Below are 14,288 nucleotides of genomic sequence, written 5' to 3' on the forward strand. Positions count from 1 at the left end.
GGACCGCGCAATGAAAACGCAGCGCATCACTCTGGACGATATTGCGACTCTCGCAGGGGTCACCAAGATGACGGTGAGCCGCTATCTGCGCACGCCGGAAAAGGTCAAGGCGGAAACGGCGGCGAAAATCGCCAGCGTCATGGCCGAAATCGGCTACGTCGCCGAACAGGAAAACACCGCGGCGTCGCGGCACCCGCCGCCGCGCATCGGCGTTCTGATCCCCTCATTCAATAATCAAATCTTTGCCGATCTGCTGGCCGGTATCGAATCGGTCACCAGCGCCCACGGCTATCAGACGCTGGTGGTCAACTACGATTACAATCCGCAGCGCGAAGAGGAGCAGATTGCCACGGTACTGGCTTTTAACGTGCAGGGATTGATTCTGACCGAGTCGGGTGCACACCGTGCGCGCGGAAAAGTATCTCAACGCGGCCACCATTCCGGTCGCCGAAGTGATGGGACTGAGCGAGACGCGCGGGCGCATTAACGTCGGCTTTGATAATTACCGTGCCGGCTACGACATGACCGCGATGCTGCTGGCCAGCGGTAAACAGCGGGTGATTTATTTTGGCTCGATGTCCGATCGCCGTGACCAGCAGCGCTACGCCGGCTATTGCGATGCCGTGGCGGCGGCCGGATTGCCGGCTGGACGCATCGTACCGAACAAAGTCTCTTCGGTGTCGATTGGCACCGGCATGATGACGCTGGCGCGCCAGAGATGGATGCCATTCTCTGTACCAACGATGATCTGGCTGTCGGCGTGCTGCAGGAGTGTCAGGCGGCAGGGATTGCAGTGCCGCAGGCGCTGGCGATTGCCGGATTCCACGGACTGGAGATTGGTCAGGCGACAACGCCGCGGCTGGCCAGTGTGATTACACCGCGTTTCGAGATGGGCAAAGTGGCAACGGAAATTGTGCTGAAGAAGATTAACCAGCAGCCCACTATTGAACAGGTGGATTTGCATTATCAGCTGTCGATGGGCGCCACCATTTGACCGGTGGCGCTTTGGTGCAGGCGCGACGTGCGCCTGCATGATTAACGCTTAATCGCGTGCAGCGGTGGGCGGCACAATCGACGGCTGAGCGTGATGGGTGCGCTTCAGGAAACGGCTCTCCAGCAAATTCCACGAGGTGTAAGCCAGCGCCAGCGTCATTACAATTGTCAGCCCCAGGCCAGCAAACGCGTTGGCATCGAACACACCAAAATGCTGCAGCACCTGAATAATCGGCCAGTGATAGAGATACATACCGTAAGAGAGATCGCCGTACTGGCTGATTTTAATCTCTTTACACAGGCTGGTGCAGAACAGAATCACCACCGCTGAAAACGCCACCGGCTCAACGATAAACGCATAATCCGTGCTCTTGAACAGCAGGAATACCACCAGCGACACAATGGTGATCTCTTTCAGGCGGTCAAAGGTCGGCTGATGCACCGCCAGCAGGCTGCCAAAGAAGAAGTAAGACGACAGCGCAATAAACTGCTTGGCCAGCGTATCGGCTTTCGGGCCGCTGTACAGCGCGGTGAAGTAGAAGTACCAGGCGCAGGAGATAATAAAAATTACGCTCCACACCTTCAGCGGGCTTCGCTTCAGCAACGGCACGATAAAGGGCAGCAGCACGTAGAGCGTCAGCTCGGCTTTGTGGTCCACAGTGAACCATCCAGCGGCTGATTTGGGTTGTTGGTAAACACGCCCGGCAGCGACGGCTGAATAAAGTTAAGAAACGAGAAGTTGGCGACCAGATATTTAAGAGTTTCTTTATTTTTCAGGAAATCCATCAGCGGCAGGGTGGTAAGGCACATGCCAATCACAAAACACATGATGATGGTGAAAATATAAGCCGGCAATATACGTTGCGCGCGCTTAATAAAATAGGACGTCAGCGATTTACTTCTTAAGTAACTTTTTGCAATAAGAAAACCACTTATTGCGAAAAATCCTTTGACGGCAAAATCTCTATTGAGAAAATGCGCTAGGACACGGATATCGGCGTTTCTCGTCACCTCAGCGGAATGCACCAGCATTACGATAAAGGCGAGGGATAGTCGTACGATGTCAAAATTGTTTTTTTCGTTCATGTCAGCATTCTTTCATTGAGTGACGACGTGCCAGGAAAAGCCATGAAAGACTTTGCATGGTTGCTTCGGAATATTCTTATCACAGGTGTTCTGCGTGAGCAGATGTAATCTATTAGGATTTTAATCCTCATAAAAAGCAAGCAATGTTCAGGACCAGTAACATATTCAGATTTTCCCTGGATGACGATGAGAAAGGGTTTATTAATGAAAAAACACTAACCAGTTGGCTAGCGTTATTTTTGGGCCTAACGGAACAGCTGGAAGGTGCGTGAAACCTCATAGCCGACAATCGACTGCTTGCTCGATACGGTGTTGTAGTAGAGATAGTACAGTACCATCAGAATGGTGACAGCCACGGCAAGCACCTTCTTCAGCTTCCGGGTTTCCCAGATACACAGCGAAATAAGCACCGGCTCAACCTGCAGCAAATAGTTCGCCAGACGACCACCGGAAGCGTAATCCTGTAGCGCCATCCTCAGGCCACTGCCGATGGCAAAAGTGATGACCAGAATGTAATAGGTATTAAACTTTTCCGGATCGAAATTTTTAATTTTATCGCTCAGCAACATGTAGCTGAAGATAAAGACGAAGCTGATATTCTTCAGGTTCGACAGTGTCAGAATGCCCTGTTCCTGGCGTGAATCGGCATCGGCATAGCCCATGGCCCTGTCGCCCAGCGCACCGAGGTAGCTGGAGAGCGCGGCGATCCGCGCTGAACTGCCGAGAAACGCCAGCGGCAGGCTGGCGACCACGATGGCAATCGGGATGTATTTGTTTTTACGTACAATCATCGCCAGCGGAATCAGCAGCGCGACAATCGCAGTGGCGTGGCTGATAAACGACAGGATGAAGGTGGTGATCATGCCAGGCTTGCTGAGCCGCGACATGTGCCAGACGAAGCCCATTAAAAACGCCGAACATAAACCGAAGCGAATCTGGTTCATGTCTTTGTTGATAAACAGGTGCGCAGAGTAGACGGCGAGGGCCACCAGCGGCAGCGGTGTCAGCTTACGGAAGTAGTGCGCGTTGACACCGACAGCGATTACCGCAAGACAAAGATGAAAATGTCCGGATTAGCAGTGAAGATGCGTGTCGCACCGGCAATGGCGTAAATGGCTGGTTCATAACGGAATTCCACGACCGCACGCCAGAAACCTTCGATAATAATTTTATCGATAAACTGGGCATAGAAGTCGCGATACTGGAAGTCATCAAGGCCGGTTCCCAGGCCACGAATACCGCCAAAAGTAAAAAGTACTACAACGGCAACAAAATAAAGCCACGTCCTGATTTGCGCTGTGTTTTTATTTTTACTTAACATGATTTCGACAATAGCGACGAAAGTCAGGCTAAGACTTATGATCCAGTAAATTCCCATGGTCACAGATTCTTATAGTTTAAAATTCACTTATAACATACGGCCTTGTTAACGTAAACATGAGAAAAGTCTAATTTTTCTTGGTCCAATATTATATTGAATCGATTTTGCCATATTTATTTGCTATCGTTTCCACAGACATTTTTCGATGGGTATGTTTTTTTCATTATCTCGCGGGTAGCCGGAGCGTCACTGAGCGATTTTATCCGCTCAGTTTGAATTTTGTTATTGTTTTTATTAAGGGTTTTTAACCAGTGCGATGAGAGGGTTGCGGATATTTAGCCTGTTTTTTTACTGTATCTTCCGGCCGCGTTTGCCAATAAGGAAATTCCGATCTGGCCAGATGAAGTGTCAGAAAATAATAAATTTATTAATTTTAGTAAAAACCCGACCATTAATAACCGTGCTGTTACCCACGTCGATGCGCCACAAATGATTTATGTTCCGGCAACGGGAAAAAATAATCATGCGGCGGTGCTAATCATTCCCGGTGGGGGTTTTTCTTATATTATGAAAAATCTTGAAGGGCTGGACGTGGCCAACGTGCTTAGCCAGCAGGGCTACGCTTCATTTGTGTTAATTTATCGTCTGCCACACGACGGTTCAGCGCAGTATCGCCAGCAGGCTTTTGCCGATACCCAGCGAGCGCTGCGGCTGATTCGGGCCAATGCGCAGCAGTACCAGGTGGCGCCTGACCGCATTGGCGTGATGGGCTTTTCCGCCGGCGCCTTTCTCGCCGCCAACCTGAGCAACACTCCCGATGAAGCTAACTATAAGACGGTCGATGCGCAGGATAAGGTGTCGGCGCGCCCGGATTTCAGCGCGCTTATCTATCCGGTGCTGTCGCTGAAACAGGGCGTGACCCACCCGGGCACGCGCGCGGCGCTGTACGGTAAAGATCTCAGTGCCCAGCAAATGGCGCAGCTTTCGCAGGAAGATCGCGTCAGCGCACACACGCCGCCGACATTTTTGGTGCAGGCGCTGAACGATGGCACCGCCTCACCGCAAAACGCGCTGGGCATGTTCAGCGCACTGCGGCAGAACAAGGTCAACGTGGAGCTGCATCTGTTCCAGCAGGGCGGTCATGGCTTTGGCACCGGCCAGAAGCAACACCTGCCGGTGCAAAACTGGCTCACCCTGTTCCAGGCCTGGCAAAGCAGCCTGGTGAAGCCGTAAGCGGGATGTTTATTGATTTACAACACGATTGAACGGCAGCCAGCAATCAATGGCCAGCTGTAGCTGCTCGATACGCGTGGTCAGGCCAGCCAGACCCACGCTGAGCAGGTCGCCATCGCGCGCATCGACGCAGGCCTGCTCCAGCTGCTGGCAAAGCTGATTGATATCTGCTGCATAGATAATTTGAGCTGCCCCGGCCAGCCGGTGCAGCGTGCGTGCCAGCGCGGGCCACTGCTGCTGCGCCAGTTCCTGCTGGGCCTGTTGCAAATCGCGTTGATTCTCTTCGCATACCCTGAGCAGCAGTTTTGCCACCATATCGTCATCGTGGTGCACCATGGCGCGCAGCTGCGACAACGACAGCAATGCCGGCAGGGCAGCAGGCTGCGCCAGGACAGCGTTAAGCTGATCGGGATGCAGCGGCTTAAACAGGCACGCATCCATACCAGCCGCCAGGCCGCGTTCGCGCGTCTCCGCCAGTGCCCTGCCGGTAAGTCCGATGATTTTGTGACGATAACCACGGCGACGTAACACGCTGGTCAGCGTAAAACCATCCATCAGCGGCATATGGCAATCGGTGATTACCGCATCAATCTGCTGTGTTGCGATGATCTCAGGTGCGAGGTCAGGCTGGCCGATCGCGGTGACACGATGCTGCAGCGCTTCCAGCTGACGGGTCAGCAGCAAACAATTCGCCGGATGATCGTCAACCACCAGGATATGCAGTGCCGGCACGGCGGGCGGCGCATCAGTCGCGCATAGGGTTACCGGCGGCGGTGCGCGACTCGGCAGCGGCAGCGTGACGTGAACCAGGGTGCCTTCACCCGGCTCGCTGTGCAGGCGCATGCTGCCCTGCATCTGTTGTAGCAGCTGCGCGCTGATCACCAGCCCCAGTCCGCAGCCGGTTTGCTGACGACCGGCTGTGGTCTGCGAAAACGGCTGAAACAGCTGCTGCTGCTCCTGTTCGCTGATGCCAATGCCGCTATCCTGCACTTCAATTTCCAGCGATCGCGTTGACCGGATTGCGAATCTCATGGCTCACGGTTGCAACCCAGCGGCTTTTGGCCTGATTTTCACGATCGGCACGATCGCGGGCGATCTGCAATTGCCGCTGCGCCCGGCGGCGGCGGCGGATTTCCCGGCCGCGCTGATACACCCAGAGCAGGCAGGCGAGGGAGACGACGGCTGCCAGCGCATAAAATGGCGCGCGATACAGTGGCCAGCTGCTGGCCGTCACTTCGGGCGTACCCTGCCAGAGGCTGCTGCAGACGCCAGATGTCCGGGCGCTGCGTCCACTGGCGTGAGATCGCGCGATGCTGCTCTGCGGGGATCGCCGCTATGACGCGATTTATCGCACGCAGCAGTACCGGCCTGCGCTGACTGACCAGTAGCAGACTGGCATTCTGCGCGCGTGGGGCGAGAATGTCGGCCAGCGCCAGCTGATTAAGGTAGTTGCGTTCAATTAAAAAGCTGGCGGAGGTCAGATTATCGAGCGCGTAATCCGCCTCGCCGGTCGCCAGCGCCGACAGTGCGACGCGACTGGAGGCATAACGCATGATTTGCGCCTGAGGAAATTGCGCCCGGATTGCGTTGTCGCTGAGATAGTGTTGGTCCACCGCCAGTCTGACTGGCGCTGCATAAGGCACCGGCTGCATGGCGCGCGCTGGGTCACCACCACCGGTCGGTTGATCAGCAGATTCTGTGAGGCGTCCAGCTGGGCGTTGGCGGGCACAGCGTTCCTGGCTTTGCTAAACAGCATATCAGCCTGGTCGGCAGCGATAGTGGCCAGCGCCGCGTCACGATCGGCATAGCGCAGCATCTCTATCCGCATGCCAAGTGCTTGGCTAATCAGCCGGGCGTAATCAGCAAATACGCCTTCCACGTTTTTTTCCTCGGATGACATATCAAGGAAGGTGAGATAAGGCGGAATATCGGGCGCCCACAGCGCAATGCGCAGCGTGGGCAACTGACGCAATGCCTGCCAGTCATCCTGAGACAGTTGCGGTATCAGCGGTGCCAGCGGTTCCCGCTCCAGCGGAATATAGAGCTGTGGCATCGGCTGCGCCACTGTGGGGCTGCAGCACAGCACCAGTCCGATCAACATCAGCAGACGGATCATGAGGCTTCCATTTGATTGCGGTGCACGAAAGCAAATAAATCACTCATGGTTTTGCAGTGCAGTTTATCCATTAACCGGCTTTTATAGGTACTGACAGTTTTATTACTGACGCCCATCCGCGCCGCGATGCGCATATTATTCAGGCTCTTAATAATATGATGAAAAACCTAAAACCACCTGTGGTGACAACGATTCAATCATTTTTTTCTCCGCCAGCGTGCTGTCCTGCTCCATTTGCTGCATAAAACCGCCCAGCAGGAAATAACCGTAACTACGTTGTGTCGCCTGAATAGCACTGGCGATCTCTGGCATATCTGTTTTTTTACTGACAAAGCCATTGGCGCCGCTGCGCAGGCTCTGCACGGCATACACGTTTTCATTTTTTCCGGAAATAACGATGATTTTTTCTGGAAAACTCTGACCGCGCAACGACTTAACCACTTCAATTCCGTCCAGCGACGGCCGGTCGATATCAATGATGACGATATCCGACTGCTGCTGCTGAATTAGCGTTACCGCTTCCCGGCCATCGGCGCTTTCGGCCAGCACCGTATGTCCATTTTGTTCCAGCAAATAACGAACGGCCATCCGCGCGATCGGATGGTCATCAACCACAACGATCTGAGCCATAGTTAACATTTTCCTGATGAGTAAATGACAGGACAAACTTTAGTCGCTCGTTGAATTTTATATATTGCGTATGATCAAGAACAATAAAATAATTATTTGTAGTCCATGTCCTACAAGGTGATTTTAATTTTAAAAGGGAAGTGATTATTCCGCTCAGGGGCGTTGTCTTTTCTTATGGGAAATAAATATTCCGTTTCTTTAAATCAGTTTATTAATTAATTAACAGATGTCAAATCTCCTTTCCATCGTAATGGCTTTTACTGTGGCGGTCTGCCTTTTCCCATTGGCAGCATGATTAACGCGGATGTTTGGTCAGGGCGTCATTCACGCTCAGCCGGGATAAATTGTTGCCGCCAGCGTGGTTTGCTACAGTAGCGGGAATTTCAGAGGAAACGTCCATGCCACGCGATAACCGCCTGTCCTGCTCGCTGCACGCGCTCATTCATCTTGATCGTCACGTTAAACGCGCCACATCCGATGCCATGGCAAAAATGCTCGGCACCAATCCGGTGGTAGTGCGTCGCATGATGTCGGGACTGCGTGAAAAGGGTTATCTGGTGTCGGAAAAGGGGCACGGCGGCGGCTGGGAGCTGCGCGCGGATCTGCGCGATATCACGCTGCTGAATGTGTACTAGGCCATTGGCTCACCGGCGCTGTTCAGTATTGGCCCGGCGGCCGAGCCTTCGCCCTGCCTGGTGGAACATGCGGTAGACGCCCGGCTCGACCAGGCGCTTGGTGAAGCCGAAGCGCTATTGCTGCAGCGCTTCAGCCAGATTACCGTGGCGGACATCGCCGAAGATTACCTGCAAAAAATGGCCAGCCTTGGGCTGGATCCGCACACCTTTCCGCGCTGCAGCGACTAACCGGCGCGGCCGTTAATCCTGCTTCTGCAATTTGATCTGCGCGTCATGCTTCATCACATGCGTGGTGACGGCGGCCTGAAACACTTTAAACATCATACCGCTGACAAACGTGGTCAGCGTCAGCGTGATGAAGGCTGTCATGATCCAGTCGACCAGCGGCCAACCGCTGTTCAGCAGCGTTGGGTGGTAAATCAGCATCGCGGCAAACACCACCCAATGGCTCAGGCAATAGAAACAGTGAAACAGATGGCCGAGCAAGGCATGTTTGCGTGCGGTTCAGGCGCGCAAACATGCAAACAATTCGGTCTGCGTCATGGTCATCGCGATGCTGGCTGAGGCCAGCGCAATCGCCAAGCACACACCCGTGTCAGAGAGTAAAAAGGCATGCATCGATTTTCTCCTTTGTGACGATTGGCGCAGCGGAAATCCTCTTCAATGAATATATCCCAGTCGGTTTGCGAAGCCTGCAGATACTCGCCGACCCCTTCCACCACCTGGCGGTCATACACCTTGTTGGCGTTAAACAGCAGCGTAATACGGTAACGTTTTTCGTGCATCGTGGCGCGCTCCCTTAAACCTGTTGCGCATTGCATAGCACGGCGGAAAAGGCAGCAGAAATTGTTTGCGCCACATTGTGATCGCCCACGCGATTACACCCGGCGGCGCGTGGCCGTATCCATCCACACCGCCAGCAGTAAAATCGCCCTTTGACGATGTACTGCCAGAATGTCGGCACGTCTATCATGCTCATCCCGTTATCCAGAGACGCCATGATGAACGCGCCCATCACCGCGCCGGCCACCGAACCGACGCCGCCCGCCAGGCTGGTGCCGCCAATCACGCAGGCAGCGATGGCGTCCAGTTCGGCAATATTGCCCGCCGAGGGCGAGCCAGCACCAAGACGTGAGCTGAGGATCAGGCCGGCAATAGCCACCATGACGCCGTTGATGGCGAACACCGCCAGCTTGGTGCGCGCCACGTTGATGCCCGACAGGCGCGCTGCATCAATGTTGGCGCCGATGGCGTAAATCCGTCGTCCGAAGGCGGTGCGCGTGGCCATAAACATGCCGCCGAGCAGCAGCAGTGCCAGCAGCAGGACCGGTGTCGGCACGCCGCGGTAATCGTTCAGTAACCAGATGGCACCCAGCACTAGGACGGCGGTAATCGCTTGGCGTGCCACCGTGCCGCTGGCGGCAGGTTGTGATAACCCCAGCTGCTGGCGACGCAGCCGCAGCCGCCATTGCCAGAGAATAAACAGTGCCAAACCGGCGAAGTCGACGCCGCCGGGCAAATAGCTTTGCCCGATCTGCGACATCGCCGGCGTCGTTGGCGCAACGGTGGTGCCATCGGTGATACCAACCAGAATGCCGCGAAACACCAGCATGCCCGCCAGCGTAACGATGAACGAGGGCACTTTACGGTACGCGACCCACCAGCCATTCCAGGTGCCCAGCAACAGGCCAAGCACCAGCGTTACCACGATGGTCAGCGGCAGTGGCCAGCCGAGCCAGACGTCAAAGATGGCCGCGGCACCGCCCAGCAGGCCCATCATCGAACCGACGGAAAGGTCGATTTCCGCCGAGATAATGACAAACACCATGCCCACCGCGAGGATGCCGGTGATGGCGGTCTGGCGCAGCAGGTTAGAGACGTTGCGTGGGCTAAGCTAGGCACCGTCGGTGGTCCAGGTGAAGAACAGAGCGATGAGCACAATCGCTCCCAGCATCACCAGCACTTGCAGATTGAAGCGCGGAAACTTGCCCGGCGCTTGCTTGCCCGGGGTACCGGACAGGCTCTGGCTACTTTCAGTTTTAAGCATAATGTTCGCTCCGCAGGGCAGCTTCCATGACCTGCTCCTGAGTCAGGTTGTCGTTAATCAGATCGGCTTTGATTTGCCCTTCGTGCATCACTAATACGCGGTCACTCAGGCCCAGCACTTCAGGCAGTTCGGAGGAGATAACAATCACCGCGATGCCCTGCTGCACCAGCGCGTTAATCAGCAGATAGATCTCCTGGCGTGCGCCGACGTCGATGCCGCGCGTCGGTTCATCCAGAATCAAAATGCGCGGATTGAGCAGCAGGCATTTGGCGAGGATCGCTTTTTGCTGATTGCCACCGCTGAGGCGGCCAATCGCCAGTTCGGGTGAGGAGGTTTTGACACGCAGACGGCGGATAGCATCGTTGATCGCTTGCTGCTCCTGTGCTTCATCCAGCGTGGAAAAGCGATGGCTATATTGATCCAGCGCGGCCAGCGTGATGTTTTTCCCCACGCCCATCAGTGGCACGATGCCATCTTTTTTCCGATCTTCCGGCACCATGGCGATGCCGTGCGCAATCGCTGCCCGGCAATCGTCGATCTTCACCGGCTGGCCATTAATCCAGATTTCGCCCTGCCAGCGACCGGGCCAGACACCAAACAGGCACTGGACCGTTTCGGTGCGTCCTGCACCTACCAGCCCGGCAATACCGAGAATTTCGCCGCGCTTCAGGCTGAACGACACATTATTGACGCGGCGCACGTGGCGGTTGACCGGATGCCAGGCGGTGAGGTTTTCTACTCTCAGCACCGTTTCGCCGATCTCGTGCGGCTGGTGCGGATAGAGCGCGGTGAGCTCGCGGCCCACCATCATCGTGATGATGTCATCTTCACTCAGCCCGGCCGCTGGCCGTGTGTCGATATGCTGACCATCGCGGATCACACAGATGGTGTCCGAAATCGCTTTGACCTCATTAAGCTTGTGGGAGATGTAGATGCAGGCAATACCGTGCTCGCGCAGGTTATTGATAATCCCAAGCAGCACTTCGGTTTCCTGTTCGGTGAGCGACGAGGTCGGCTCATCAAGGATTAGCAATCGCACCTGCTTATTCAGCGCCCGCGCGATCTCTACCAGCTGCTGCTGGGCGAGGCCGAGCTCGCCAACTTTGGTGGCAGGCGAAACGTTAAGTTTGACCCGCTCCAGCAGCTGCTGGCAGCGCAGCGTCATGGTTTCATCATCGACCATACCGAAGCGACCCAGCTCGGCACCGAGGAAAATGTTCTCCATGACCGTAAGCTGCCGCACCAGCGCCAGCTCCTGATGAATAATCACGATGCCTTTGCGCTCGGTGTCGCGGATGGTTTGCGCCTCGATGCGATCGCCGGCAAAGCGAATTTCGCCGTCAAATTCGCCGTGCGGGTAAAGCCCGCACAGCACTTTCATCAGCGTCGATTTGCCCGAGCCGTTCTCACCGCACAGCGACATGACTTCACCGGCTTCGAGCCGCAGACTGACCGCATCCAGCGGTTTCACCGCGCCGAAACGCTTGGTGATGTTGTTCATTTCCAGCAGCATCGATCTGCTCCTTCGCGTTTCAGGCGCTTAGAGTTCGCTCTGTTTATGGAAGCCGTCTTTCACCACGGTGCTTTCGATGTTGTCTTTGTTGACCGGAATAGGCTTCAGCAGGCGCGACGGAACCTCTTTCAGGCCATTATTCAGCTTGCTGTTGCTGGCGGGCGTTTTGCCATCGCCCAGTTCCACCGCAATTTTTGCCGCTTCAGTGGCGAGTTCGGTGATGGGTTTGTACACCGTCATGGTTTGCGTGCCGTTCATGATGCGTTTGATGGCGGCGAGATCGGCATCCTGACCAGAAATGGCGACTTTACCCGCCAGTCCCTGCGCGCTCAGCGCCTGAATGGCCCCACCGGCGGTGGCATCGTTGGAGGCAATGACGGCATCAATGTGGTTGCTGTTAGCGGTCAGCGCGTTTTCCATGATTTTCAGCGCATTCTCTGGCAGCCAAGCATCAACCCACTGATCGCCCACCACTTTGATGCTGCCGTTATCGATGTAAGGTTTTAACACTTTCATCTGGCCGGCACGGAACAGACGCGCGTTATTATCCACCGGCGATCCGCCCATCAAAAAGTAGTTCCCTTTAGGTACCTGTTTAACCAGACTTTCGGCCTGAAGTTCACCGACTTTTTCATTATCAAAAGAGATATAAAAATCGATATCAGCATTATTAATCATGCGGTCATAAGCGAGGACTTTAATGCCTTCGCGTTTCGCTTCGGCCACCACATTACTCAATACCTGACCGTTATAAGGAATGATGACCAGCACATCGACACCGCGGTTGATCATATTTTCAATCTGCGAGATTTGTGTCTCTTCATTGCCGTTGGCCGACTGGACAAATACTTTGGCTCCAGACTTTTCCGCCTGGCTGACAAAAATGTCCCGGGCTTTCTGCCAGCGTTCCAGACGTAAATCATCGATCACCATACCGATTTTTACTTCTTTCGCCAGCCCGGCGTGGCTGAACAGGGCCAGTGCAGCGCTGAGGGCTAACAGCGTGTGTCTCATTTTCATCATGGTCATCCTATAGGTTGAGGCTATTGTCGTTGTAAGGCTATGAACCAGGGCGGATGAATTGTTGCCCCGCGACGTGAACAACATCAATTACTGATTTTTATCCTTCTATAATACGTTTTTTTGTTTATTTGTGATTCTTTGAGCGCGATCGAAATTTTACGCGGCCATCTGTTAAATCTTGCAGCGGCGCTGCGCGCCGGCACGCGATGTAATTAAATACATGGATTTGTGAGCTGCCTCACAAATAATAATTATCTTAAGTTCAGTGTGAAATATCGTAATTGAGCTGAACGCTCACGCCTCCGCAAAATAACGCTTCACTGCTGACCATTCGGGTCTGATGCTAAGGAGCACAACATGCACGCTTATTTCGACCAGCTTGAGCGCGTTGGTTATGAAGGGGCCAATACCACTAACGCACTGGCGTTTCGTCATTACAATCCGCAGGAAGTGATTCTGGGTAAAACCATGGCGGAACACCTGCGTTTTGCCGCCTGTTACTGGCACACGTTCTGCTGGAACGGGGCGGATATGTTCGGCGTCGGTGCCTTTGATCGCCCGTGGCAGAAAAATGGCGATGCGCTGCAGCTGGCGAAGCTCAAAGCGGATGTCGCGTTCGAGTTCTTTTACAAACTCAACGTGCCCTATTACTGCTTCCATGATGTCGATGTGTCACCGGAAGGCGATTCGCTGCGCAGCTACCAGGAAAACCTGGCGGTAATAACAGATAAGCTGCTGGAAAAACAGCAGGAAACCGGCGTCAAATTGCTGTGGGGCACCGCGAACTGCTTTACGCATCCCCGCTATGCGGCCGGCGCGGCGACCAGCCCGGATCCGGAAATTTTCGCCTGGGCAGCCAGCCAGGTGTGCAGCGCGATGCAGGCGACGCAGACGCTGGGCGGTGAAAACTATGTGCTGTGGGGCGGACGCGAAGGGTACGAAACGCTGCTGAATACCGATTTGCGGCAGGAGCGCGAGCAGATCGGGCGCTTCATGCAGATGGTGGTGGAGCACAAGCATAAAATCGGTTTCCAGGGGATGCTGCTGATTGAGCCGAAACCGCAGGAGCCGACTAAACACCAGTACGACTTTGATGTTGCGATGGTATACGGTTTCCTCCGGCAGTTTGGCCTGGAAAAAGAGATCAAAGTGAATGTGGAAGCCAACCATGCCACGCTGGCGGGTCACTCTTTCCATCATGAAATTGCGACGGCGATTGCGCTGGGCATCTTCGGTTCGGTCGATGCCAACCGCGGTGACAGCCAGTGCGGCTGGGATACCGACCAGTTCCCGAACAGCGTCGAAGAAAACGCGCTGGTGATGTACGAGATCCTCAAAGCGGGCGGGTTCACCACCGGCGGCTTAAACTTTGATGCCAAAGTACGGCGCCAGAGCACCGACAAATACGATCTGTTTTATGGCCACATCGGCGCGATGGATACCATGGCGCTGGCACTGAAAGTGGCGGCACGTATGGTGAGCGATGGCGAGCTGGATAAGCGCGTGGCGCAGCGCTACAGCGGCTGGAATGGTGAGTTCGGCCAGCAAATTCTGAAAGGCGAGTTTTCTCTTGCCTCGCTTGCGGCGCATGCTCAGCAGCTGCAACTCAATCCGCAGCATCGCAGCGGACGCCAGGAGCAGCTGGAAAATCTGGTGAATCATTACTTGTATAATTTCTAATCCATCGGGAG

Annotated in this window: 16 protein-coding genes and 3 pseudogenes; 5 read left to right on the forward strand and 14 right to left on the reverse strand. The window is 54.8% G+C overall.

All coding sequences use genetic code 11. The annotated features are described in order from the left end of the window. The first annotated feature begins 10 nt into the window (after positions 1-10). Positions 11-487, forward strand: a complete 477-nt coding sequence (locus AC6I8M_RS00280; RefSeq protein ID WP_022548375.1) for a LacI family DNA-binding transcriptional regulator — start codon at positions 11-13, stop codon at positions 485-487. 126 nt (positions 488-613) lie between these two features. Further along, positions 614-994, forward strand: a complete 381-nt coding sequence (locus tag AC6I8M_RS00285) for a substrate-binding domain-containing protein (RefSeq protein ID WP_498013614.1) — start codon at positions 614-616, stop codon at positions 992-994. A gap of 48 nt (positions 995-1,042) precedes the next feature. Here AC6I8M_RS00285 and AC6I8M_RS00290 read toward each other — a convergent pair whose 3' ends face one another. From AC6I8M_RS00290 to AC6I8M_RS00305, 4 genes are all read right to left on the reverse strand, one after another. After that, positions 1,043-1,651, reverse strand: a complete 609-nt coding sequence (locus AC6I8M_RS00290; protein ID WP_022548373.1) for an acyltransferase family protein — start codon at positions 1,649-1,651, stop codon at positions 1,043-1,045. After that, positions 1,630-2,079: an acyltransferase family protein gene (locus AC6I8M_RS00295; protein ID WP_022548372.1), complete on the reverse strand. Its 450-nt coding sequence runs from the start codon at positions 2,077-2,079 to the stop codon at positions 1,630-1,632. The genes AC6I8M_RS00290 and AC6I8M_RS00295 overlap by 22 nt, the downstream gene beginning before the upstream one ends. 245 nt (positions 2,080-2,324) lie before the next feature. Beyond that, positions 2,325-3,122: an EpsG family protein gene (locus AC6I8M_RS00300; protein ID WP_498013842.1), complete on the reverse strand. Its 798-nt coding sequence runs from the start codon at positions 3,120-3,122 to the stop codon at positions 2,325-2,327. Next, complete coding sequence (locus AC6I8M_RS00305; protein WP_022548370.1) at positions 3,122-3,457, reverse strand: hypothetical protein; 336 nt, start codon at positions 3,455-3,457, stop codon at positions 3,122-3,124. The genes AC6I8M_RS00300 and AC6I8M_RS00305 overlap by 1 nt, the downstream gene beginning before the upstream one ends. 432 nt (positions 3,458-3,889) lie before the next feature. On the opposite strand from AC6I8M_RS00305, the gene AC6I8M_RS00310 reads away from it, so the two are divergent. After that, complete coding sequence (locus tag AC6I8M_RS00310; RefSeq protein ID WP_318285024.1) at positions 3,890-4,633, forward strand: prolyl oligopeptidase family serine peptidase; 744 nt, start codon at positions 3,890-3,892, stop codon at positions 4,631-4,633. Positions 4,634-4,642: 9 nt separating this feature from the next. On the opposite strand, the gene AC6I8M_RS00315 is transcribed toward AC6I8M_RS00310, so the two are convergent. The 5 genes from AC6I8M_RS00315 to AC6I8M_RS00335 are packed head-to-tail and all read right to left on the reverse strand — an operon-like array spanning position 4,643 to position 7,379. After that, the gene (locus AC6I8M_RS00315; RefSeq protein ID WP_072216105.1) at positions 4,643-5,665 is read right to left on the reverse strand and encodes a response regulator; all 1,023 of its coding nucleotides are present in this window, start codon (positions 5,663-5,665) and stop codon (positions 4,643-4,645) included. Positions 5,666-5,703: 38 nt separating this feature from the next. Beyond that, positions 5,704-6,186: a transporter substrate-binding domain-containing protein gene (locus AC6I8M_RS00320; protein ID WP_010617853.1), complete on the reverse strand. Its 483-nt coding sequence runs from the start codon at positions 6,184-6,186 to the stop codon at positions 5,704-5,706. Then, positions 6,111-6,749 carry a type 2 periplasmic-binding domain-containing protein gene (locus tag AC6I8M_RS00325; protein ID WP_010617854.1) on the reverse strand — a complete coding sequence of 213 codons (639 nt, stop codon included), beginning with the start codon at positions 6,747-6,749 and terminating at the stop codon, positions 6,111-6,113. The genes AC6I8M_RS00320 and AC6I8M_RS00325 overlap by 76 nt, the downstream gene beginning before the upstream one ends. Continuing rightward, positions 6,746-6,883, reverse strand: coding sequence for a LuxR C-terminal-related transcriptional regulator (locus AC6I8M_RS00330; protein WP_010617855.1), 138 nt, complete (start codon positions 6,881-6,883; stop codon positions 6,746-6,748). Before AC6I8M_RS00330 ends, AC6I8M_RS00325 begins: the two co-directional genes overlap by 4 nt. Before the next feature lie 13 nt (positions 6,884-6,896). Next, the gene (locus AC6I8M_RS00335; RefSeq protein ID WP_010617856.1) at positions 6,897-7,379 is read right to left on the reverse strand and encodes a response regulator; all 483 of its coding nucleotides are present in this window, start codon (positions 7,377-7,379) and stop codon (positions 6,897-6,899) included. A 398-nt stretch (positions 7,380-7,777) separates the two neighbouring features. Here AC6I8M_RS00335 and AC6I8M_RS00340 point away from each other — a divergent pair. After that, positions 7,778-8,242, forward strand: a pseudogene (locus AC6I8M_RS00340) (Rrf2 family transcriptional regulator). A 12-nt stretch (positions 8,243-8,254) separates the two neighbouring features. Here the strand turns inward: AC6I8M_RS00340 and AC6I8M_RS00345 are convergent. The 5 genes and pseudogenes from AC6I8M_RS00345 to xylF form a co-directional block, all read right to left on the reverse strand. Next, positions 8,255-8,500: a hypothetical protein gene (locus AC6I8M_RS00345; protein ID WP_010617859.1), complete on the reverse strand. Its 246-nt coding sequence runs from the start codon at positions 8,498-8,500 to the stop codon at positions 8,255-8,257. Between the two features lie 158 nt (positions 8,501-8,658). Continuing rightward, positions 8,659-8,799: pseudogene (locus AC6I8M_RS00350) on the reverse strand (XylR family transcriptional regulator); the annotation flags it as partial. Positions 8,800-8,892: 93 nt separating this feature from the next. Further along, positions 8,893-10,061 (reverse strand): annotated as a pseudogene (locus AC6I8M_RS00355) (sugar ABC transporter permease). Next, positions 10,054-11,574 carry a xylose ABC transporter ATP-binding protein gene (locus tag AC6I8M_RS00360; protein WP_010617862.1) on the reverse strand — a complete coding sequence of 507 codons (1,521 nt, stop codon included), beginning with the start codon at positions 11,572-11,574 and terminating at the stop codon, positions 10,054-10,056. The pseudogene AC6I8M_RS00355 and the gene AC6I8M_RS00360 overlap by 8 nt, the downstream one beginning before the upstream one ends. A 27-nt stretch (positions 11,575-11,601) precedes the next feature. Continuing rightward, complete coding sequence (gene xylF, locus AC6I8M_RS00365; protein ID WP_010617863.1) at positions 11,602-12,594, reverse strand: D-xylose ABC transporter substrate-binding protein; 993 nt, start codon at positions 12,592-12,594, stop codon at positions 11,602-11,604. Positions 12,595-12,954: 360 nt separating this feature from the next. Here xylF and xylA point away from each other — a divergent pair, with 360 nt between their 5' ends. After that, on the forward strand, positions 12,955-14,277 hold the full coding sequence (gene xylA / locus AC6I8M_RS00370; protein WP_010617864.1) for a xylose isomerase: 1,323 nt from the start codon (positions 12,955-12,957) through the stop codon (positions 14,275-14,277). The last annotated feature ends 11 nt before the right edge of the window (positions 14,278-14,288 follow it).

It is taken from the genome of Type-A symbiont of Plautia stali, assembly GCF_059731155.1.